This is a genomic window from Nonomuraea sp. 3-1Str (assembly GCF_031570565.1).
Lineage (GTDB): Bacteria > Actinomycetota > Actinomycetes > Streptosporangiales > Streptosporangiaceae > Nonomuraea.
The window spans coordinates 412,754-433,513 of record NZ_JALHBK010000002.1; the positions used below are offsets into that span (position 1 = coordinate 412,754).

Annotated in this window: 21 protein-coding genes; 8 read left to right on the top strand and 13 right to left on the bottom strand. The window is 71.4% G+C overall.

Going from position 1 to position 20,760, the window contains the following annotated elements; genetic code table 11:
* Positions 1 to 6: 6 nt before the first annotated feature.
* Together MTP10_RS05710 and MTP10_RS05715 are read right to left on the bottom strand one after the other, a co-directional pair.
* Positions 7 to 1,581 (bottom strand): ABC transporter substrate-binding protein, encoded by a 1,575-nt coding sequence (locus MTP10_RS05710; RefSeq protein WP_310707931.1) that lies wholly within the window; start codon positions 1,579 to 1,581, stop codon positions 7 to 9.
* Positions 1,582 to 1,627: 46 nt separating this feature from the next.
* Positions 1,628 to 2,560 carry a 5-dehydro-4-deoxyglucarate dehydratase gene (locus MTP10_RS05715; RefSeq protein ID WP_310707932.1) on the bottom strand — a complete coding sequence of 311 codons (933 nt, stop codon included), beginning with the start codon at positions 2,558 to 2,560 and terminating at the stop codon, positions 1,628 to 1,630.
* 103 nt (positions 2,561 to 2,663) lie between these two features.
* Between MTP10_RS05715 and MTP10_RS05720 the strand changes: the two genes are divergently transcribed.
* The gene (locus MTP10_RS05720) at positions 2,664 to 3,443 is read left to right on the top strand and encodes an IclR family transcriptional regulator (RefSeq protein WP_310707933.1); all 780 of its coding nucleotides are present in this window, start codon (positions 2,664 to 2,666) and stop codon (positions 3,441 to 3,443) included.
* An 82-nt stretch (positions 3,444 to 3,525) separates the two neighbouring features.
* Here the strand turns inward: MTP10_RS05720 and MTP10_RS05725 are convergent, their stop codons facing one another.
* Both MTP10_RS05725 and MTP10_RS05730 read right to left on the bottom strand, forming a co-directional pair.
* Complete coding sequence (locus tag MTP10_RS05725) at positions 3,526 to 4,266, bottom strand: hypothetical protein (protein WP_310707934.1); 741 nt, start codon at positions 4,264 to 4,266, stop codon at positions 3,526 to 3,528.
* Positions 4,253 to 4,765, bottom strand: coding sequence for a SigE family RNA polymerase sigma factor (locus tag MTP10_RS05730; RefSeq protein WP_310707935.1), 513 nt, complete (start codon positions 4,763 to 4,765; stop codon positions 4,253 to 4,255). The genes MTP10_RS05725 and MTP10_RS05730 overlap by 14 nt, the downstream gene beginning before the upstream one ends.
* Positions 4,766 to 4,893: 128 nt before the next feature.
* Here MTP10_RS05730 and MTP10_RS05735 point away from each other — a divergent pair, with 128 nt between their 5' ends.
* Positions 4,894 to 5,820 carry a hypothetical protein gene (locus tag MTP10_RS05735; RefSeq protein WP_310707936.1) on the top strand — a complete coding sequence of 309 codons (927 nt, stop codon included), beginning with the start codon at positions 4,894 to 4,896 and terminating at the stop codon, positions 5,818 to 5,820.
* A 22-nt stretch (positions 5,821 to 5,842) separates the two neighbouring features.
* Here the strand turns inward: MTP10_RS05735 and MTP10_RS05740 are convergent, their stop codons facing one another.
* From MTP10_RS05740 to MTP10_RS05750, 3 genes are all read right to left on the bottom strand, one after another.
* Positions 5,843 to 6,742, bottom strand: a complete 900-nt coding sequence (locus MTP10_RS05740; protein ID WP_310707937.1) for a carbohydrate ABC transporter permease — start codon at positions 6,740 to 6,742, stop codon at positions 5,843 to 5,845.
* Positions 6,739 to 7,710: a sugar ABC transporter permease gene (locus MTP10_RS05745; protein ID WP_310707938.1), complete on the bottom strand. Its 972-nt coding sequence runs from the start codon at positions 7,708 to 7,710 to the stop codon at positions 6,739 to 6,741. The genes MTP10_RS05740 and MTP10_RS05745 overlap by 4 nt, the downstream gene beginning before the upstream one ends.
* Before the next feature lie 66 nt (positions 7,711 to 7,776).
* A complete protein-coding gene (locus MTP10_RS05750) occupies positions 7,777 to 9,141 on the bottom strand; it encodes an extracellular solute-binding protein (protein ID WP_310707939.1) in 1,365 nt (454 codons plus the stop codon).
* A 136-nt stretch (positions 9,142 to 9,277) separates the two neighbouring features.
* Here MTP10_RS05750 and MTP10_RS05755 point away from each other — a divergent pair, with 136 nt between their 5' ends.
* On the top strand, positions 9,278 to 10,858 hold the full coding sequence (locus MTP10_RS05755; RefSeq protein ID WP_310707940.1) for a glycoside hydrolase family 43 protein: 1,581 nt from the start codon (positions 9,278 to 9,280) through the stop codon (positions 10,856 to 10,858).
* 22 nt (positions 10,859 to 10,880) lie between these two features.
* Here the strand turns inward: MTP10_RS05755 and MTP10_RS05760 are convergent, their stop codons facing one another.
* Positions 10,881 to 11,900, bottom strand: a complete 1,020-nt coding sequence (locus tag MTP10_RS05760; protein ID WP_310707941.1) for a LacI family DNA-binding transcriptional regulator — start codon at positions 11,898 to 11,900, stop codon at positions 10,881 to 10,883.
* A 214-nt stretch (positions 11,901 to 12,114) separates the two neighbouring features.
* Here MTP10_RS05760 and MTP10_RS05765 point away from each other — a divergent pair, with 214 nt between their 5' ends.
* Positions 12,115 to 12,714, top strand: a complete 600-nt coding sequence (locus tag MTP10_RS05765; protein ID WP_310707942.1) for a dihydrofolate reductase family protein — start codon at positions 12,115 to 12,117, stop codon at positions 12,712 to 12,714.
* Positions 12,715 to 12,738: 24 nt separating this feature from the next.
* Here the strand turns inward: MTP10_RS05765 and MTP10_RS05770 are convergent, their stop codons facing one another.
* Positions 12,739 to 13,212, bottom strand: a complete 474-nt coding sequence (locus MTP10_RS05770) for a DUF2871 domain-containing protein (RefSeq protein ID WP_310707943.1) — start codon at positions 13,210 to 13,212, stop codon at positions 12,739 to 12,741.
* A gap of 101 nt (positions 13,213 to 13,313) precedes the next feature.
* Entirely contained in the window at positions 13,314 to 13,565 is a 252-nt protein-coding gene (locus MTP10_RS05775) for a hypothetical protein (RefSeq protein ID WP_310707944.1), read from the bottom strand.
* 97 nt (positions 13,566 to 13,662) lie between these two features.
* Here MTP10_RS05775 and MTP10_RS05780 point away from each other — a divergent pair, with 97 nt between their 5' ends.
* Positions 13,663 to 14,235 carry a TetR family transcriptional regulator gene (locus MTP10_RS05780; RefSeq protein WP_310707945.1) on the top strand — a complete coding sequence of 191 codons (573 nt, stop codon included), beginning with the start codon at positions 13,663 to 13,665 and terminating at the stop codon, positions 14,233 to 14,235.
* Positions 14,236 to 14,330: 95 nt separating this feature from the next.
* On the opposite strand, the gene MTP10_RS05785 is transcribed toward MTP10_RS05780, so the two are convergent.
* Together MTP10_RS05785 and MTP10_RS05790 are read right to left on the bottom strand one after the other, a co-directional pair.
* Positions 14,331 to 14,621, bottom strand: a complete 291-nt coding sequence (locus tag MTP10_RS05785; protein WP_310707946.1) for a hypothetical protein — start codon at positions 14,619 to 14,621, stop codon at positions 14,331 to 14,333.
* A gap of 34 nt (positions 14,622 to 14,655) precedes the next feature.
* Complete coding sequence (locus tag MTP10_RS05790) at positions 14,656 to 15,108, bottom strand: carboxymuconolactone decarboxylase family protein (RefSeq protein ID WP_310707947.1); 453 nt, start codon at positions 15,106 to 15,108, stop codon at positions 14,656 to 14,658.
* A 117-nt stretch (positions 15,109 to 15,225) separates the two neighbouring features.
* Here MTP10_RS05790 and MTP10_RS05795 point away from each other — a divergent pair, with 117 nt between their 5' ends.
* Positions 15,226 to 18,000, top strand: a complete 2,775-nt coding sequence (locus tag MTP10_RS05795; protein ID WP_310707948.1) for a BTAD domain-containing putative transcriptional regulator — start codon at positions 15,226 to 15,228, stop codon at positions 17,998 to 18,000.
* Between the two features lie 61 nt (positions 18,001 to 18,061).
* Here the strand turns inward: MTP10_RS05795 and MTP10_RS05800 are convergent, their stop codons facing one another.
* Positions 18,062 to 18,853 (bottom strand): phytanoyl-CoA dioxygenase family protein, encoded by a 792-nt coding sequence (locus tag MTP10_RS05800; protein ID WP_310707949.1) that lies wholly within the window; start codon positions 18,851 to 18,853, stop codon positions 18,062 to 18,064.
* Between the two features lie 100 nt (positions 18,854 to 18,953).
* On the opposite strand from MTP10_RS05800, the gene MTP10_RS05805 reads away from it, so the two are divergent.
* Together MTP10_RS05805 and MTP10_RS05810 are read left to right on the top strand one after the other, a co-directional pair.
* Entirely contained in the window at positions 18,954 to 19,856 is a 903-nt protein-coding gene (locus MTP10_RS05805; RefSeq protein ID WP_310707950.1) for an AraC family transcriptional regulator, read from the top strand.
* 117 nt (positions 19,857 to 19,973) lie between these two features.
* Entirely contained in the window at positions 19,974 to 20,738 is a 765-nt protein-coding gene (locus tag MTP10_RS05810; protein ID WP_310707951.1) for an SDR family oxidoreductase, read from the top strand.
* The last annotated feature ends 22 nt before the right edge of the window (positions 20,739 to 20,760 follow it).

A 20,760-nucleotide genomic window follows, 5' to 3' on the forward strand; every position in this document is an offset into this window, starting at 1 on the left:
TTCCTCTCAGCCGGCCGGGTGCATGTCGGCGAGGCGCATCTCGTCGTTCGTGGCCGCGTTGGGCTTGTAGGAGACCTTGGGCGACAGGGCGAGGATGCCGGTCATGTGCGCCATGACCGCGTCCCGCACGACCTCCTTGTTCTGGTACTCCAGCGCCTTGGCGAACGCCGCCTGGCGCTCCTCCGCGGAGGCCTGCTCGGCAGTGTTGATCAGGTTGTCCAGCTCGGCGGTGCCGTAGCTGCTCTGGGCGCCCTTGCTGCCGTAGATCTGGCCCATCGTGAAGGCCGCGTCACCGGCCTGGTTGCCGTGCTGGGCCTGGAGCAGGGTGGGGCCGGGGTCCTTGGGGAACGGGCGCAGCAGGTACTCCAGCCAGGCGTTCACGTCGAGCATCTCGATCTTCACCGACAGCCCGGCCTCGATCAGCGAGTTCTGCACGACCTCCATCGCCTCGGCGGCCTTGGGGTAGATCCCGTTCCGGCCAATGATCTTGATGGGGGTGTCCGTGGGGACGCCGGCCGCCTTGGCCTCCGCGATCAGCTTCTTGGCCTGGGCCATGTCGTACGGCCACGGCTGGATGGCGGTGCTGTGTCCGGTCACGCCTTCGGGGACGAGCTGTCCCGCCGGCTTGCCCAGCCCGGCGAAGACCGAGGCGACGAGGCCGCTCCGGTCGATGGCGTAGTTGATCGCCTGGCGTACGCGGATGTCGTTCAGCGGCGGCCTGGTGGCGTCGATGCGCAGGTAGGAGGTCTCGTTGTTGGGGAACTGCACGGCCGAGTCGCCGGCGCCGTCCTCCGGGGCGAGGCCGATGGCCACGTCCGCCTCGTCGCTCTTGACCATGGCCGCGCGGATGCTGCCCTCGGTACGCCAGACGTACTCGGCGGCGGCGAACTCGGGCGCCTTGCCCCAGTAGCCGGCGAACCGCTCCAGGCGGAGGCTGCGGCCGGTGTCCCACTTCGCGAGCTTGAACGGGCCGGTGCCGACGGGCTCGCGGACCTTGCCGGTCGTGCTCGTGGTGGTCGGCACGACCTCGACGAACGACAGCCGCAGCGGCAGGATCGGGTCGGGCTTGGCGGTCTTGACCTTGAGCGTCGCGTCGTCCACGGCCGTCGCCGTGAGCTTGATGCCGCCGAAGACGTAGCCGTTCACGTTGCAGTCGATCTTGGAGCCGAGGGTGCGGTCGATGGAGAAGGCCGCCGCCTTGGCGTCGAACGCGGTGCCGTCGTGGAACTTCACGCCCTTGCGCAGGGTGAAGGTCCACTCGGTCGGCGAGTCCTGCTTCCACTCCGTGGCCAGCGCCGGCTGGAGCGCCCCGGTGCTGGGGTCGCGCTCGGTGAGCGCCTCGGTGATGTTGGCCCGGGTGACGCGCCCGGTGGCGGTGAGGGAGGCGTCACACGGCTCCAGCGTCGGGGGCTCCTCGGGCAGCACGATGCGGACGGTGGCCGCCGCCGCTCCGGACGAGGGCTCCGGGTCGCTGTTCGCGACCGAGCAGGCGCCGGCCGACAGGATCGTGCCCAGTGCCAGGAGGGCTGAGGCCGCCTGACGGCGGTGAGGGGTGTTGAACACGCGCGGTGTTGTGGTCATGGTTCCTCCGAAAACGCCTGCTGCCGGGTACCGGGCAGGCGACGTGCTATGCGACGGGCGTCGCGCTGAGGGCGGCGAGCCCGCGGTCGATGATGCGGGCGAGCTGCTCGCGGTGCTGCGGGGTGACCTGGGCCAGCGGCGCGCGGACGGGTCCCGCGGAGCGGCCGCGGATCTCCAGCCCGGCCTTGACCAGGGAGACGGCGTAGCCGGGAGTGGTCTGGCGCAGCTCGGCGAGGGGGGCGTAGAACTCGCGCAGCAGGAGGTCCTGGGTCGCCTCGTCGCCCTTCTCGAACGCCTGGAAGAACGCGACGGCGACCTCCGGGAGGAACGCCAGCACCGCCGAGGAGTAGGCGCGGGCGCCGAGACCGACATAGGAGCGGGCGAACACCTCGGCGGTGGGCATGCCGTTGAGCAGGGGGAGGCGTCCGCCGGTGGCGACCTGGATGAGCTGGAGCAGCTCCATGTCGCCGTGCCCGTCCTTCAGCGCGACGATGTTGTCCACCTCGGCGAGCTCGGCCACCGCCTCGGGCGAGAAGATCGCGGTGCCGCGCTGGTAGAGGATCACGTCCAGGTCCGTGGCGGCGGCCACCTCGCGGTAGTGGGACACGAGCCCGGCCTGCGGCCCGACCTGGAGGTACGGCGGAAGCGCGAGCACGCCGTCGGCCCCGGCGGCCTGCGCGGCACGGGCGAACTCGGCGGCCGTCCGGGTGCCGCCGCCGACGCCGGCGAGCACGGGGGTGGCGCCGGCGACGTGCTCGACGGCCGCGCTGACCACCGCCTGGTGCTCGGTGGCGGTCAGGGATGCCAGCTCACCGGTCCCGCAGGCGACGAAGATCGCACCCGGCTTCGTGTCGAGCACGTCGGTCAGGTGGGATCTGAAACGGGACAGGTCCACGTCCCCCGACTCCGTGAACGGAGTGACGGGGAAGGCGAGCAGACCGGTCAGCGTGGCGGCGACCCGCGGGACGGTGGAGGACATCAACGGCTACCTCTTGTCTACATATGGAGACCGCATCTATATTTGTAGCCGAGACATTAAGTTGGTGTTTCCATAAACGTCAAGAGGGGTGTAGATGGGGATCATGTCCCCCAATGCATCGACCGGCCCCCCCGAGACCGGAGGAGGCGTCCGCAGCGTCAAATCGGCCGAGCGGACCATCGCCGTGCTCGAATACCTCAGCTCCGCCAAGGAGGCGTGCTCGCTGCGCGACGTGTCCACCGCGCTGGGCATGCCCCGGGCCAGCGGTTACGCGCTCCTCACCACCCTGGTCAACACGGGATGGCTGGAGACCGACGGCGTCGGCCGTTACCAGATCGGCATCCGAGCGCTGCGCGCCGGGGCGGCGTACGTCGAGCGGGACGACGTCGTCCAGCGGGCGCAGCCGGTGATGAACGAGCTGAACGCCGAGCTCGACGAGACCGTGCACCTGGCACGCCTCGACGGATCCGAGGTCGTCTACCTGGCCACCAACATCTCCCGGCACTCCCTGGCCGTCGTCTCCCGGCCCGGCCGGCGGCTGCCGTCATGGGCGACCGGCCTCGGCAAGGCCATCCTCGCCGAGCGTCCCTGGGAGGAGGTGGACGAGCTCCTGCCGGAGACCCTGGAGCCGCGCACCACCCACACGATCACCGACCGGGCGGCGCTGTGCGGCGAGCTCCAGGAGATCCGGCGCCGCGGCTACGCCGTGGACGAGCAGGAGTCCACCATCGGCCTGCGCTGCTTCGCCGTCGCGCTGCACTTCGGCTCCGCCGTCCCCAACGAGGCTCTGAGCTGCTCCATCCCCCTCGTCCGCCTCAGCCCGGAGCGGGAGGAGGTGATCGTGGCCTCCCTGCTCCGTGCCCGGACGCGCATCACCAGCTGATCGCTGGTCGCGGCGCCCCTGCTGAGCGTCGCCTCCGGGGCCGGTGGGGGCGGATCCAGCCGGTCCCGGAGGGGACGCGGACCTAGTCGGCGGCGGTGAGTCCTTCGGCGATCTTTTTCAGCTCGCGGTCGACGGCCTCGGGGCCGTCGAGCTTCTTGACGTACATCGGGCTGAACATGATCTCGGCCCGCCGCCGCTCGCCCATGTTCAGGAAGAGCGTGGGGGTACCCTTCCCGCCGTCCTCGCCGACCCCCTGGACGACCGTGTAGCCCGTCCGGTCGCCGACGGTCACCTCTTCGCCCTCGCCCTCGTCACGGTGCGCCTTCACCCGGTCGTCGATCTCCTGGACGGCCTGGTCCTCGTACACGTAGATCTGGACGCAGTAGAAGCCGTTCTTGTCGCCGTCGTAGTTCCACGAGGTCGTGTACGCGTCACCGTTGTCCACGGACCAGTGGGACCACTGCAGGCCGTCGGGCAGGTACCCCACCTTGACACGCCCGAACGCCTTCCCGTCGCCCAGGTCACCGAGGCTCGGGGGCTCGGACGGCGCGGGCGGGGTGTCGTCGATGGCGGGCTCGGCCGGCGCCTCCGAGGCCGAGGCCGTTTCGTGGGCGGCGGGCGCCTGCGTGGCGCCCGGGGCCACCGTCAGGTAGAGGGGCGCCGCCGCGGCGACGGCCAGCGACGTGGCCACCGCCGCGATCCTGCCCCGTCCCCGTCTCCGCCGGGAGGACCGCATGACCCGCCAGGCGAGGTCCGGTGCGGCGTGCAGTTTCGCGGTCTCGTCCGCCATGATCTGGCGGAGCTGGTCCTCAAGCGCGGGCATTGCCGATCACTCCTTCCATGGATTCCTCGCCAAGCGCCGTACGGAGCTTGGCCAGTGCCTTCGACGCCTGACTCTTGACCGTGCCGACCGAGCAGCCGAGCACCTCCGCGGCCTGCGCCTCGCTGAGGTCCTCCCAGTAGCGCAGGACGACCACCGCGCGCTGCCGGGGAGGCAGGTCGCGCAGCGCGTCCATGAGCACGTGGCGCAGGTCGACGTCGGCCGAGCGCGCCGGCGTCTCCGGCAGGACGCGCGTCGGGATGATGCTCAGGATCTTCCGGCGGCGGGCCCGGCTGATGGCGGTGTTGACGATGACGCGGCGTACGTAGGGCTCGGGGCTGTCGGCCCGTACCCGGTCCCAGTTCTTGTAGGTGCGCTCCAGCGCCGTCTGGAGGAGATCCTCTGCCTCCGTCTCGTTTCCGCAGGCGAGATAGGCCACTCGCAGCAGACTCGTGGCTCTCGCGGCCACGAACTCGCCGAAACTGTGCTCCGCGCCGCTCACGGCTGTCTGTCCCGTTTCACGCCTCCTAATACGCCTCGGTGGCCCTGACCGTTGCCCTCCGCCTCGGGCAACCTCCGAGAGGGCCCAGGCGTATTGAGGTTCGTCACTTCTGATCTCTGGAGGAACGCATGAAGTTCGCGACCGCACCGGTCCGTCGGCTGATCGCCCTCAGCGCCGGCCTGGCCGCGCTGGGCGCCGCCGCCCTGGTGGGCCTGCCCGGCCCCGCCAGGGCACCGGAGATGCGACTCACGGCCGCCACGTCGGCTCCCCCTGGAGGGGCTTACTGGCACAGGAAGGTGCTGTGGAAGGAGACGCATCAGCGCCAACTGGGCAGCGCAGGGAACCGCTACTCGGTGGTGGAGCAGGGGCTCCTCGAGCGGTGGACGGCTCCCGACGGCAGATCCTGGGTGGGGTCCAGGACGCTGGGGACGTATCCGCAGAGCGCGGCGGACCGGAAGGCGTGGCGCCGCGACGGCTCGCCGGCCAGGTGGGCCCGTGCGGCAGACGGTCAGACCGTGTCGCTGTCCACCCAACCGGGCAAGGGCCACGTGAGCCCCGAACGGGGAGACAACACCTTCAACCTGGCGGGGCAGAAGCTGACGTACGACGAGGTCCAGCGACTGCCCGCGGACCCGAACAGGTTGAAGTCCTGGCTCGCCGAGGCCGCACGAGCCGCACGGGAGATGAACGTGGACATGTCCGTCACCGAGGCGCTGCCCGAGCTGCTCTACCTGATTCCGGCGCCCAAGGAGGTGCGCGCCGCGGCCTACCAGGCCCTGCTGACGACGCCCGGCGTCAAGTCCCGGGGCAAGGCGACGGACGGCATGGGCAGAGCCGGTGCGGCCCTCTCGTACGGCTACCCGGACACTGTCGAGAAGGGCAAGACCATGGGGCTCAGAACCGACCTGATCGTCGACACCGGCACGATGCTGCTGCTGTCGAAGGCTCACACGACTTTGATCGACGGCAAGCCGTTCCCGGACAAGACCAGCACCGAGACCGTGCTCCAGGCCGGCTGGACCGACGCCCAGCCGGCAGTGCCCAGCGTGCCGTAACACGCGGGGAGAGGGGGAGCGCCTATCCCTTGAGCCCGCCGGCCAGCAGGTCGGCGCGCCAGAAGCGCTGCAGGACCAGGACGAGAACGATCAGCGGGACGACCGACACGGCCGAGCCCATGATGACCAGCGAGTACAGGTCGCCGTCGCCCGCGCCCTTGCCCAGGAACGTGTACAGGCCGAGAGTGATCGGGTATTTGTCCTGGTCCGACAGCATGATGAACGGCAGCAGGAAGTTGTTCCAGATGCCGACGAACTGCAACAGGAACACCGTCACCAGCCCCTGCGTCATCATGGGCAGCACGATGTGGCCGAAGATGCGGACCTCGCCGGCCCCGTCCAGGCGTGCCGCCTCCAGCGTGCTCTGCGGGACCGCGGCATTGGCGAAGACCCGGCACAGGAAGATGCCGAACGGGTTGATGATGACCGGCAGGAGCACCGACCAGTAGGTCCCGGCCAGGCCCACACCGGCCAGCAGCAGGTACTGCGGGACGGCCAGGACGATGCCGGGCACCAGCACGCCGGCCAGGATCACGGAGAACAGCACCTCGCGGCCGCGGAAGCGGAACTTGGCCAGGGCGTAACCCGCCATGGCCGACACCAGGGTCGACAGGATCGCGCCCACGCCGGCGTACAGCAGCGAGTTGAGCCCCCACTGCCAGAACTGGCCGTCGCCATACTCGCTGAGGTTGGCGAGGTTGTCGGCGAATCCGCTGCCGGGCGCGAAGGAGAAGGTGGTGAACAGCTCGCGCGGGGTCTTGGAGGCGGCGGTGACCACCCAGAGCACGGGGGTCAGGCAGTACAGCGCGCCGAGCAGCAGGACGATCAGCGGCAGCCGCGGCCGCCTGCGGGCGGCGGGGCGGTGGCGGTGGTCGAACTGGCGGTCGCCGGTGCGGGGCGAGGTCTGCAGGGCGGCGCTCATGCGTTGTCCCCGAAGGTCCTGCGCTGGAAGAAGCGCAGCAGGAGCAGCGAGAGGACGAGGATGCCCAGGGCGAGCACGACGGAGGCGGCGGCGGCCCCGCCGAGATTGTCGTTCATGAACGCCTCCTGGTAGATCTTCATCAGCGGCACCCAGGTGGAGGAGATGGTGGTCGTCATCGGGCGCAGCGTGGCGGGTTCGCTGTACAGCTGCAGGGTGCCGATCACGGAGAACAGGCCGGTGAGCACGAGGGCGGGGGCCACCAGTGGGATCTTGATGCGCCAGGCGATCTGCAGCTCACTGGCTCCGTCGATCCGGGCCGCCTCGTAGATGGAGGTGGGGATGGCCCGCAGCGACGTGAAGATGATGATCATGTTGAAGCCGACGCCGGACCACAGCGCGATGTTGGCCAGCGAGAAGTACAGGGCGGGGAAGCCGAAGAAGTCCAGCGGCCCGGCGTGCAGCCGCTCGGCGAGGTAGGTGAGCGGGCTGGTGCTGGGCAGGTAGAGGAAGCCCCACAGGAGGCTGGCGATCACACCGGGCACCGCGTACGGCAGGAAGATCGCGGTTCGGGTGAAGCCGCGCGCCCGCACCCGGGGGGTGTCGAGCAGCAGCGCGAACAGCAGGGCCAGGCCCAGCACGCTGGGGATGGCGATGACGCCGTAGAGCAGGACCCGGCCGAGCCCGGCGACGTACCCCGGGTCGCCGAGCGCGGCGAGGTAGTTGTCGAAGCCGACGAAGGTCTGCACGCGCCGCCCGAACGCGCCACCGCCTTCGACGCGGAAGCCGCGGAAGCTCAGATAGATCGCGTAACCGATCGGGACGATCAGGAACAGGGTGAAGAGCACGATCGCCGGCGTGGCGAACAGCCATGGGGTGGCGACGGCGCGGATACGCGTGCGCCGTCCGGTCGGTGCGGGGGCCGTGGAGCCAGTGGCGGCCGGGGCGGCCGAGGTGGAGGTGGCGGGCATGAGGCGTCCAGGGTGGGTCGAGAGGCCGACGCTGCGGGCCCGGCCGGTCGCCGGGCCCGCGAACGGCTACTTGGTCACGGTATAGCCAGACTTCTGCAGGTCAGCGACGACGGCCTGCTGCGTGGCCTTGTACACCTCGCGGAAGGAGGTCTTGTTGAGCGCGGCGGTGTTCAGGGCGTCGCCGAAGGCGGTCTGCGCCACGTTGACGTTGGGTCCCCAGGTCACCGGGATGGTCGTGTTCTTGATCACCTGATCGGCGACCTGGTAGAAGTCCTTCTGCTGCGGCATCAGCCGCGGCGGCTCGTGGGTCAGCGTCGCCTGGCGTCCCGCGTTGCCGCCGGGGAAGATGTCGAGGCCGAGCGTCAGCTTGGAGCCCTCGTCGGACGCGCCGAGCCAGGCGGCGAAGGCCGCGGCCTCCTTGGCGTGCTTGGACTTGGCCGGCACCAGATACGTGGAGCCGCCCAGGAACGGGACGGCCGGGTCGCCGGGCGTCCACTGCGGCAGCGGCGCGGACTCCCACTTGCCGGAGGTGTCCGGCGCCACCGAGTGGATCACGTTGGGCGCCCACGCGGCGGCGGCCCAGCTCAGAATCCTGCCGTCGTTGACCTGCGCGTTCCATTCGGGGGTGAGCAGGGGCTCGACCTTGACCAGGTCGCGCTTCACCAGGTCCTCCCAGAAGTCGGCGGTCTTCAGCGACGCCTCGCCGTCGATGCCGACCTTCCAGGCGTCGCCGTCGTTGCTCCACCACCGGGCGCCGGCCTGGGCTGCCTGGGCGGCGAAGAACTCGATCTGGTTGGCCGCGAAGCTGGCGATGTAGACCTTGGGGTCCTTCTTGTGGATCTGCTCGGCGGCCTTGGCGTACTCGGCCCAGGTGGTGGGCACCTTGGCGCCGTACTTGGCGAACAGGTCCTTGCGGTAGGTGAACATCATCGGCCCGATGTCCTGGGGCACGCCGTAGACCTGGTTGTTGAAGGTGGTCAGGGCCCAGATGTTGGGCTCGATGCCGGACTTGGCGCCGGCCACGTCGGCGGTGATGTCCTTGACGGCTCCGGCCACCACCAGGGCGGGCAGACCTCGGTACTCCACCTGCACCACGTCGGGGGTGTCGCCGGCCTGGTCGGCGGCCAGCAGCTTGGAGGCGGTGTCGGCGGTCCCGCCGACCTCCGACAGCTTGATCGTGACGTTCGGGTGTTCCTGGTGGTACTTGTCGGCGATCGCCGTGGCGCGCGGATCGTTGCCCTTGAGGTTCCAGGTCCAGACCTGCAGCGTGACCGGTCCGTCGGCGGCCGCGGTGCCCGAGGAGGCGCCCGAGGAGGAGGTGTCGCCGGACGAGCAGGCGGTCAGCGACGCCGCCAGGGCGACCGTCAGGGCGGCGGCCGGCATCATCCCGCGGCGGCGGCGACGGGGCGGCGGGAGGGTCGGTGGGGTCATGACGGTCTCCTCGGACAGGTGGTGCATCACGGCGGGATGCCGGGTTCGTGCGTTGGGATCTAACCTGATGTTAACGTTGTCATCCTGTCAAGCCCCTGCTCGTAACAGAGCCGACATCGCTTCGGAGCTCACCCCCGTGCTCACCTTCCGCAACCCGGTCCTGCCCGGCTGCTATCCGGACCCGTCGATCTGCCGAGCCGGCGAGGACTTCTACCTGGTCACCTCTTCGTTCGCCTACTATCCGGGCATTCCCCTCTTCCACAGCCGTGACCTGGTCCGTTGGCGTCAGCTCACGCACGTGCTGAACCGGCCGGGTTGCCCCTCCCTGGAGGGGCTGGACGTCTCCGACGGCGTCTGGGCGCCGACCATCCGCCACCACGACGGCACGTTCTACGTGGTCTCCACCGTGGCGAGCGGACGGCGGGGGAGCCTCACCTTCGTCGTCACCGCCGACGACCCCGCCGGGCCGTGGTCTGACCCCGTCCCGCTGGAGGCCGAAGGCATCGACCCGTCGCTGTTCTTCGACGACGACGGCCGCTGCTGGTTCACCGCCTGCCGGGACGCCGCCCAGCCGAACGGCGGCGGCCCCGGCGAGCTGTGGATGCGCGAGCTCGACCTGCGGACCCTCGAACTCGTCGGGCCCACCCACGTGCTCTGGCACGGCGCCGTACGCGGGGCGTGGGTGGAGGCGCCGCACCTGTACAAACGCGACGGCGTGTACTACCTGATCGCCGCCGAAGGGGGCACCGAAGGCAATCACAGCGTCACCGCGGCGCGCTCCGGCGTCGTCACCGGTCCCTACGTCACCGATCCGCGCAGCCCGCTGCTGACGCACCGGCATCGCGGCCCGGACGAGCCCATCCACAACGTCGGCCACGCGGACCTGGTGGACACCCCCGACGGTGAGACGTGGGCGGTGACGCTCGGCGTCCGGCCGATCGAGGGCACCCACACGCTGGGCCGGGAGGTGTTCCTGGTGCCCGTCGCGTGGGGCCCCCACGGGCCCGTCTTCGCCCCGGAGTCGGGCGGGGTGCGGCTGTCGGAGCGGTTGCCGTCGATCGCCTCCGGCGGGCCGGAGGGGGACGACGCCGGGGTGGCGGGCCGGGTGACCTTCGACGAGCCGGTGCTGGGTCTGGAGTGGAACAGCCTCCGCGGCCCGGTCGGCGACCGCGTCAGACCCTCGGCCGGCGGGCAGGGGCTGGACCTGGACCTCGCTGCCGAGCCGCTCAGCTCCACCGGCGTACCGGCCTTCGTCGGCCGGCGCCAGCAGCACGTCCGCTTCCACGCGCGGACCCGGATCAGCTTCACCGCCACCCATCCGGCGGAGGAGGCCGGTGTGGCCGTCTTCCAGAGCCAGGACCGCTACGCCACGCTCGCCCTCACGGTGGACGCCGGGGGAAGAGCGCAGGCGGTGCTGACGGTCCGGGACGCGGGCACCAGCACCCGCCTGGCCTCGGTGCCGGTGTCGGCAGGCGAGGCGGTGCTGGCCGTCGACGGAGACGAGGCCGGCTACACCTTCCGCCTCAAGGAGCCCGGCGCCGGCCAGTGGACCGACCTGGCCGGTGTCGAGCGGCCCTTCTTCAGCACCGAGCGCGCGGGCGGGTTCGTGGGGGTCTTCCTGGGGCTCTACGCCACCGGTAACGGACAGGCCGGTCACGGCCGGGCGCACGTCCACTGGTTCGACTACCGGCCCGCCGGCTCCGACGGCCCCGCGTGACGGAGCCGTCGGGGCAGAGCGGCTAGCGCTGGGGCCGGGGCGGCGCGGTGCTGCGCCGGACCACGAGCTCGGGAGCGATCCGCTCGCTCATGGCCGGCTCGCCGCGCATCATCCGCAGCAGTTGCTCGATCGAGCGCTGTCCGAGACCGACGAAGTCCTGACGGACCGTGGTCAGCGCGGGCACCAGGTAGGCGGCCCCGGCGGTGTCGTCGAACCCGACGAGCGAGACGTCCGCCGGAACCTTGACGCCGAGCTCGGCGAAGGCCGCCAGCACGCCCATGGCCATCTGGTCGTTGCCGGCGAAGATCGCCGTCGGAAGCTCGTGCTCCGGACGGGTGACGAGGTAATGGGCGAGCCGATAGCCGCTGTTGCCGGTGAAGTCGCCTTCGAGCAGCTCTCCGCCGGCTCCCGGCATGTCGTCCAGCGCGGCCCGCCAGCCGTCCACGCGGGCCCGCGCGTCGAAGGTGCGCAACGCCCCGGTCAGGTGGACGACATGGCGATGCCCCTGCTCCAGCAGGTGCCGCACGGCCAGCCGCGCGCCCAGCTCCTGGTCGAGCTCGACGAAGCCGAGCTCCGGGTTGGGCACGTTGCCGGACATGACCACCGTCATCGGCACGCCGGTGACGATGTCGGCCAGCGCGTCCGCCACCAGGGGCCGGTCCGCGATGACGGCGATGGCCTCCACCGACTGGTCGGTGAGCCGTTGCAGCGTCTCGGCCAGGTCCGTGGTGCTGCCGCCCTGCCAGCTGGCCAGGTTGACCCAGTACCCGGCCAGCTGCGCGGCGGTCTGCACGCCGCGCAGGATCCTGGGCAGCTCGAACAACTCGGCCCCGGCGAGGACCACGCCGATCGTCGAGGAGCGGCGGCTCTTGAGCGCGCGGGCGACGCTGTTGCGGCGGTAGCCGAGCTTCTCGATGGCGGCCTCGACCCGGGCGCGGGTCTCCGGCCGGACGGAGGGGTGGTCGTTGAGGACCCGGGATACGGTGACGTGTGACACGCCGGCCTCGCGTGCCACATCCACCATGCCTGGTGCCCGGTTCATGTCCTTCGTTTCCCGCGCCTCCACCGCGGCGTGCTCGCCTGGCGGTGCTGACTCGATCGTGCCACATCCGCCGGGCGTCTCACGCCGCCTCCGAGCCTCAGGCAGGCGCGTCCGCCGAAAAGGATGCCGGCCGGATGTGAAGAACGGGCGGACGGCTCCGACCTTCCCGTGAAGGCGGCGCCGGACGGGCGCCGCGGACGCAGGAGGCAGCGAGATGACCAAGGTCACGTGCGACATGGCGATGTCCCTCGACGGCTTCGTGGCCGGGCCGCACCAGAGCATGGAGAACCCGCTCGGCGAGGGAGCGGGCGAGCGCCTGCACCAGTGGATGTTCGACGAGCCCGAGCGGCACGCCGCGGAGATCGAGGGCATCACCGCGGCCGGGGCCTTCATCATGGGCCGCAACATGTTCGGCCCCGGCCGCGGCGCCTGGGACCTGGACTGGAACGGCTGGTGGGGCGACGAGCCGCCCTACCACGCGCCGGTCTTCGTCCTCACCCACCACCCGCGCGAGCGGGTGACGATGAAGGGCGGCACCACGTTCACCTTCGTCACCGGCGGGATCGAGGCGGCGCTGGCCCAGGCGCGCGAGGCCGCCGGCGACCGTGACGTCGCCATCGCGGGCGGCGCCGCGACGGTGAACCAGTTCCTGGCGGCGGGGCTCATCGACGAGCTGCGCCTGCACGTCGCGCCCGTGATCCTCGGCGGAGGCGAGCGGCTGCTCCGCGACGTCGGCGACCTCACCCTCGAACCCCTCGGCGCCCCCTCGGGCACCGGCCTCGTCACCCACCTGACGTACCGGGTGGTCCGGTAGAGGGACCGCACGTCGTGGAGGGCCTCATCGCAGGCCCGGAGCCGACGTCGCGCCTGCCCGGCCGTCCGGGAGAGCCGGCTCGGCGTCCGGCCGGGCCTTGGCCGGCAGGAGCTTGCCCAGGGTGACGAACAGCAGGACCAGACCCACGGTGAGCAGGATGTGACCCAGCCCGGCGATCAGCGCGATGGCATCGCCGCTGGGACGTCCCAGCACCGTCAAGGTCCCGTGGAGGGTCATCATGGCCATGCTCAGCACCAGGCCGGCGTTGTAGATCCAGAAGAACCAGCCGAACAGCCGGCTGGAGGTCAGCGCGAACTGCTTCTCCAGTATCAGGACGATGAGGAACACCAGCATGCCGAGCGCGAACGCATGCGTGTGGACGACGCTGAGCTGCGTGTCGCCGGTGAAGTCGTTCAGCTTGGTGAGCTCGCGGTAGTAGAAGCCGCTGACCAGGCCGATGATCATGTAGAGGTGGGCGGTGTTGAGGATCTTTCGCATGTGTCACGTCCTTCAAGGCGTGCCGATGGGGCACATCAACTGTGCGGACCCGGCCGATCCCGCATCAATGACGGGTTCGGCAACGTCCCATGACCCGTGGCTCAAAGATCCCGGAGCCGCTCCGGCGCGCGGGCCCGCTGACGACGGCGGAGGTGCTCGTGGGCGCGCAGCAGGGTGGGCACGAGGGCGTACACCACCACGGGGACCACGATCGCGGTGAGCACCAGAGTGCGCAGGGGCAGCGGGAGCGAGGCCAGGGCCGAGCCGATCAGCAGCTGGACCAGCATGATCATCGAGTAGACGGACAGCCAGGTGAGCAGTGCGCGCCGGTGGACGGAGGGGGCGGAGAGCATGGTCGATCCCTTTCCAGAGCAGGTTCCAACTGGATAGTTGGAGTCTGGCAGACGGATCCCCAACTGTCGAGTTGGAATTCTGGCTATGCTGACGGCCATGGCGTGGAACACGGAACGGACGCGGCAGCTCCTGCTGGACGCGGCGGTGCAGGAGTTCGCCGAGCACGGCCCCGCGGGCGCCAGGCTCGACCGGGTGGCGAGCACCGCGGGCGTCAACAAGGAGCGCATCTACCAGTACTTCGGCAACAAGGAGCAGTTGTTCGCCGCCGTGCTGACCTCGGCGTTGGAGCGGCTGGCCGAGGCGGTGCCGATGGACGACCGGCTGGCGGCCGACCTGCCGGAGTACGCCGGCCGGGTGTACGACTACCACCGCGAGCATCCGCAGCTCATCCGCCTGCTGCACTGGGAGGGCCTGCACTGCGGCGACGGCCCGGTCGCGGCGGGGGAGCAGCGCGGCGCCCACTACGCCGCCAAGCTGGCCGCGCTGGCCGCGGCCCAGAAGAGGGGCGCTCTGAGCGCGGAGTTCGCGCCCAGGGAGCTGCTCTACGCGGTGATCGCGCTGGCCGGATGGTGGTACGCCACTCCGCAGCTCGCCCGGCTCATCATGGCGGAAAGTCCTGGGAGTGCCCGGGAGACCCTCGTCCGCGTCGTCGCCAAGCTGGTCGGCTAGCCCCTTGGACTCGCGCCGCCGGCATATGTCGTCGCCTCCGTCACGAGCACGACCGTCACGGGACGATCGTGCCCGGTTCGCCGTCGCATCGGGTCTCAGCGCTCGTCGACGACCTGGCCGTTCAGGGCGGTGCCGTCCTTGGTGAGCGCCATGGTCAGCGGCGCCTCCGGGAAGGTGGGGATGGCGGCGAGCGCGGCGCCCATCTGCGCGCCGGTCTCCCAGTGCCAGGTGTCGGTGTAGCTGCCGTCCTCAAGGCGGATCAGCACGGCGTGGGTGAGCCCGGTGTGGCCCTCCCGGACGGTCGCGATCAGCGAGCTGCGGCGGGCCAGGAACTCCTCCAGGTCGGCCTCGGCGACGGAGTAGCGGTGCGAGCGGACGACGGACATGTCGGTGTCTCCTTCTGGATGTAGGGGGTGGGGGTTACCAGCTGCCGGCGACCTGCCGGATCGGGGCGTTCAGGCGGTTGAAGAGGTTGGTGACGGCGGTCATCAGCAGGATCGAGGCGAGCTGCTGCTCGTCGAAGTGGTCGGCGGCGTCGTTCCAGACCTCGTCGGAGACGGCGTCGGTGTGGTCCGCCAGCCGGGTCGAGGCCTCGGCCAGCGCCAGCGCGGCCCGCTCGGCGTCCGTGTAGTACGGAGCCTCGCGCCAGGCGGCGACCAGCCCGATGCGATCGTCGCTCGCGCCGAGCTTGCGCAGGTTCTTCAGGCCGGCGTCCACGCAGAAGCTGCAGCCGTTGATCTGGCTGACCCGCAGGTGGATCATCTCCATGAGCTCCTGGGGCAGACCCTGCGACTGGGCGGCCTTCATCAACTCCATGATCGGCTTCATCGCGGCGGGGATGACCGTGGCGGGGTTCTTCATCCGGGCTTCCATCGTGTTCCTCCGTGGCTTTGTCAGTGCGGGTTCGTGCTCGGTTCGTGTGAGACCAGAGTGGCTGCCCGGATTGATACATTCGCTATGCGCGCACGATGCGAAGGTGATGGGGGGACGATGCTGCGCTTCACCCTTCTCGGCCCCGTCCAGATGATCGTGGACGGCGCGCCGCTGACGGGCATCGCCCCACGTCACCGGGCTGTGCTGGCCTACCTCCTGCTCAACGCCGGCCGGGTGATCAGCATCGAGCGGCTGATCGACGCGATGTGGGGTTACGACCGGCCCGACACCGCCCGGTCGCAGATCCACGCCTCGATCACCGCGATCCGCAAGGTGCTGCGTGCCGCGGGAGCCGTACAGCTCCTGGAGACGCGTGCCGGCGGCTACGTCGCGCAACCGGAGGCCGGGCAGGTGGACGCGCAGGAGTTCACCGAGCTGGTGGCCGCCGGCGAGCTGCGCGCGGCCCTGGATCTGTGGAGCGGCGAGGCGCTGGAGGACGTGCACGCGCATTACGTCACCGGCGTCCGCGAGCTCTGGAACGACCGGCGGCTGTCGGCGTACGAGCGCCTGGTGGAGGGCGAGCTGGCCGCCGGGCGGCACGGCGACCTGCTCGACGAGCTCGCCGCCCAGGTGACCGCCGAGCCGCTCCGCGAGAAGCTCAACGGCCACCTCGTCATGGCCCTGCACCGGGCGGGACGGCAGGCCGACGCCCTGGCCGCGGCGCGTGCCTACCGGACGGCTCTCGCGGACGAGCAGGGGCTGGACCCCGGGCGCGCCTTCACCGAGCTGGAGCGGGCGGTCCTGGCGGACGATCCGGCCCTGCGGCCGGCCGGCGCGCCGCCGGTCGGCTCCGGGCCGCCGCGTCGCTCCACCTTCCTGCCCTACGACATTCCCGATTTCTCCGGAAGGTCCGCCGAGCTGGCGCGGCTCGTGGACGACTACCGCGGGCCGGCGGTCGTCACGATCGACGGCATGGCCGGGATCGGCAAGACCACGCTCGCCGTCCACGTGGCCCACCGGCTGGCCGCCCACTATCCGGACGGCCGGCTGTTCATCGACCTCCAGGCCCACACCGCGGGCCGGGAGCCGGTCGACGCCGCCGCCGCGCTGGAGGCCCTCCTCCGCCAGCTCGGGGTGCCCGCCGACCGCATCCCGGTCACGCTGGTCGAGCGGAGCGCCCTCTGGCGCGCCGAGCTGGCCGATCGCCGCGTGCTGGCCGTCCTGGACAACGCCTTCGACGCCGAGCACGTACGTCCCCTGCTGCCGGGACACTCCGACACCCTCGTCCTGGTCACCAGCAGGCGGCGGCTCGTCGACCTGGACGGCGCCCACGCCCTGTCGGTCGACGTGCTGGGTGAGGAGGACGCCGTCGAGCTGTTCGAGCGCATCGTGGGCGAACGCGCTCACCACGAGCCGGACGCCGTACGCGAGGTGCTGCGGCTGTGCGGGCACCTCCCGCTGGCCATCCGCATCTCGGCCGCCCGCCTCCAGCACCGCCCGCGCTGGACCGTGTCCTACCTGGCGGACCGGCTGCGGGACCATCGCCGGCTCCTGGACGGGGTGTCGGCGGCCTTCATCCTCTCCTACGAGCAGCTCCACGAGGCCGAGCAGCGCATGTTCCGCCTGCTCGGGCTGGTGCCGGGGCGCGACATCGACCCGTACGGCGCGGCCGCGCTGGCCGGGATCTCGGAGGAGGAGGCGGAGGAGCTGCTCGAAGCCCTCCTCGACGCCCACATGCTCCTGCAGCTCGAACCGGGCCGATACACCTTCCACGACCTGCTCCGCGAGCACGCGCGCTCGATCGCCGAGGACGACGGCGCCGTCCTGCGGCTGCTCACCTACTACCTGCACCGCTCCCGCGCGGCGGTGGACCGGCTGTTCCCGGACAGCCTCAGCCAGCGGGAGGGCATCCCCCAGCCGGACTCCCCGATCGCCCCCGGCCGCGACGCCGCGGAGGCGATCGCCTGGCTAGACGCCGAGCGCTCCAACATCATCGCGACCGCCGTCCACGGACCCGAGATCTGCCTGGGCATGCTCGCCCTGGCGATGCGCCCCTACCTCGACCGGCAGGCGCACCACGACGACGCGATCACCCTCCACACCCTGTCGCTTCAGCGCAGCCGCAAGCTGGGCCGCCGCGAGTTCGAGGCGCGAGCGCTCACCGACCTGGCGTGGACGTACTGGCGGCTCGGCGAGTACGAGCGCGCGGAGGAGCACGCCCGCCAGGCGCTCGACGCCTGCGAGGACGCGTACGAACGGGCCAGGGCCCTGCTCACGCTGGGCAACGTGGCCCGGCGCCGGCGGCAGGACGCGCAGGCGCAGCAGTACCTCAAGCAGGCGCTCGACCTCACTCGGATCGGCAACGACACCTGGGGCGAGGCCCACGTGCTCGGCATCCTCGCCCTCGTCCTGGACCGCGCCGGCCGTCCGGAGGAGGCCCGGCGCCATCTCGACCTCGCGCTGGCGCTCCACCGCAAGGTCGCCAACCCGGCCGGGGCGGCGGTGACCCTCAACCATCTCGGCGTCGTCCTCCGGCATCAGGGCGAGCTCGCCCAGGCACGCACCCGCCACGAGCAGGCCGCGGCCCTCTACCGCAGGCTCGGCAACACCGCCGACGAGGCGGCCGCGCTCAACGGGCTGGCCGAGGCGGCGGGCGACCCGGCCCGGGCGGTCGAGGAGCACACGGCCGCGCTCGCGCTCGCCGACCGGACCCGCAACCGGCCGGAGCAGGCGCGTGCTCACGACGGGCTGGCGCGCGCCCACCTCGCGCTCGGGCACGCGGAGCAGGCTCGCGAGCACGGCCGGCTGGCTCTCGGCCTTTACGGGGAGCTCGGCGTTCCGGAGGCCGAGGAGGTCCGCGCCTTCCTGGAGGAGGCCGTCCGCACCGCGTGATCGAGCCGTCGGCGCCGGCGGCGACCCTGCGCGGCCGGCGCGCGGTCACCTCCGGGCCGGATCAGGCCCAGGGGCGGGGGAAGGTGCCGCCGTCCAACCGGTCGCCCGCGGCGAGCCCGAGAGGGTCGGTCACGATGTGCTCGCCCCCGCTGTAGCGGGTCGCCTCGTCCATGTAGATGGTGACGTGCGCGAGCCGGGCCTGGTCGGTGCGGTTGGGCAGCGCCATGTGGCCGGTGTAGCCGCTGTGGAAGGTGCAGTCGCCGGCGCGGAGCGGCACGGTGACGCGGGGGATCCAGCGCAGCGACGGGTCCATCGTGAACAGGTCCTCCTCGTGGTGGAGGTCCTGCGGGCGCAGGCCGGTGCGATCCTGGGTGCCCGGCAGGAAGGTCATGCAGCCGCGCTCCGGCGGAACGTCGACCAGCGCGATCCATGCCGACAGCGGGAGCCGGTCACCCGCATGAGGCCAGTACGGCCGATCCTGGTGGAACTCGGTCGCGGCGTTGTTGTGCGGCTCCTTGACCAGCATCTGGTCGTGCCAGAGCCGCAGCGAGAACCCGGCGAGCTGCTCGGCGATCCGGCCGAGCCGCGGGTGGAACGTGAGCTCGCGCAGCGTGCGGTCGCGTTGCCAGACGTTGACCAGCTGGCTGAAGACGCCCTGCTTCTCCAGACTCTCCGCGCGATGCGCCTCCAGGAACGCCTCGGCGCTCGCCCGGAAGCGCTCCACCTCGCCCGGGTCGAGGACGCCTCGTACTCGTACGAAACCGGATTCGCGGTATGCCGTCACAAGCTCGTCCGACACCCGGCCGTCGGCGTCGACGTCGCTGCCGGACTGCTCGATCGTGGTCGTGTCCATCAATGACCTCCATGGTCCTGCCGTTGGGCTACCGCAAGCGTCGCCGTTGGGTGCCGCCATGGGCTAGGCCGATCCCGACGAGCAGTCGTACGATCCCGACATGCCTGCCACGCTGCACGAGCACGCGCTGTTCGCCGGGAGCCCGGTCCTGGGCGGCGTTCACCAGGTGGATCTCGACATCGAGTCGCACGCGCACGACTTCCTCGAGATCGCGGTGATCGGCAGCGGTCACGGCCGGCACGTGACCAGCCAGGGCGAGCACCCGCTGCGGCGCGGGCAGGTCATCGTGCTCCGCCCCGGCGCCTGGCACGGCTTCCGGGACTGCAGCGACCTGACCGTCGCCAACTGCTGCCTGTCCGCCCAGGCGCTACGAGCCGAGCTGGCGGCCCTGTACGACATCCCGATGCTGCGCCGGATGCTGTGGACCGATCCGGTGGCATCCGGCACGCACGGCGTCGCGGTCACGGCCGTCGATCCGGCCGCCGCCGAGGAGACCATCACGGAGATCAGCCTGCTCGAACGGGACCTCGCAGGCGCTGAGAGCCGGCCGGGCCGCGTGCTGGGCCGGCTGGTCACCGTGCTCGGCATCCTGGCCGACGGCCGGGACCCCGGACGGAAGACTGCCGAGCCCGTCGTCCACCCCGCCGTCGCCGCCACCGTCGCCCGCCTGGAGGCCGATCCGGCCCGGCCGTGGCGGCTGGACGATCTCGCCCGGGCGGTCAACCTGGATCCCGCCTATCTGGGCCGGCTGTTCGGACGGTACGTCGGGTTGACGCCGCTGGGCTTCCTGGCTCGGCTGCGGGCCGAGCGCGCCGCCACGTTACTGACGCACTCGACCCTGCCGGCCGCCCGGGTCGGCGCCGCCGTCGGCTGGGACGACCCGACGTACTTCGCCCGCCGCTTCCGGACGCTGGTCGGACTGACGCCCTCCGAGTACCGGCGCCACAGCCGGGCAGCCGCCGCACAGGCGGCCCCGGCGGTGTGGCCGGTGAGCGGCTGGTGAGCGTGGCCGGTCAGCGTGCCGGTGAGCGGCTGGTGAGCGTGTGGTGAGCCGCCCACGCCACGGTTGACCCATGGCCGGGTCCGCACCGAGGACCGGCCCCGCATCTGAGGAGCTGACATGGGTTTCCTGGCAGGCAAGACGGCGCTGGTCACGGGTGGTTCGCGGGGCATCGGCCGGGCGGTGGCGCTGCGGCTGGCCGCCGAGGGCGCCGAGGTCGCCGTCCACTACGGCGGCAACGAGGAGGCGGCCGAGCAGACCGTGGCCCGTATCGAGGAGGCAGGAGGCCGCGCGTTCGCCGTCCGGGCCCGCTTCGGCGAGGACGGCGAGGTGGACCGGCTCTTCGAGGGCCTGACCGCGGGGCTGGCGGGGCGCGGCCTGGACATCGTGGTCAACAACGCGGGCATCGGCTCCGGCAACCCGATCGCGCGGGTCACGCCGCAAGAGCTGGACATGCTGCTGGCGATCAACGTCACCACGCCGTTCTTCGTGATCCAGCGGGCCCTGCCGCTGCTGAACGACGGCGGCCGCATCGTCAACATGGGCTCGACCGCCAGCCGCTTCGCGGTCTCCACGCAGATCGGCTACACCATCACCAAGGCCGCGCTGGAGTCGATGGCCCCCTCGCTGGCCAACGAGCTGGGCCGGCGCGGCATCACGGTGAACACGGTCGCGCCCGGCGCGGTGCGCACCGACATGACCGCGGGTTACACCTCCATCCCCGAGGTGGTCGCCGGACTGGAGGCGATCACCGCACTCGGACGGCTCGGCGAGCCGGAGGACGTCGCCGACGTCGTCGCCTTCCTGGCCGGGCCGCAGGGCCGCTGGGTGACCGGCCAGACCATCGACGTCTCCGGCGGAACCTACCTCGGCCCCATCGCCTGACCCTTCCCGAGCGGGCGCGCTG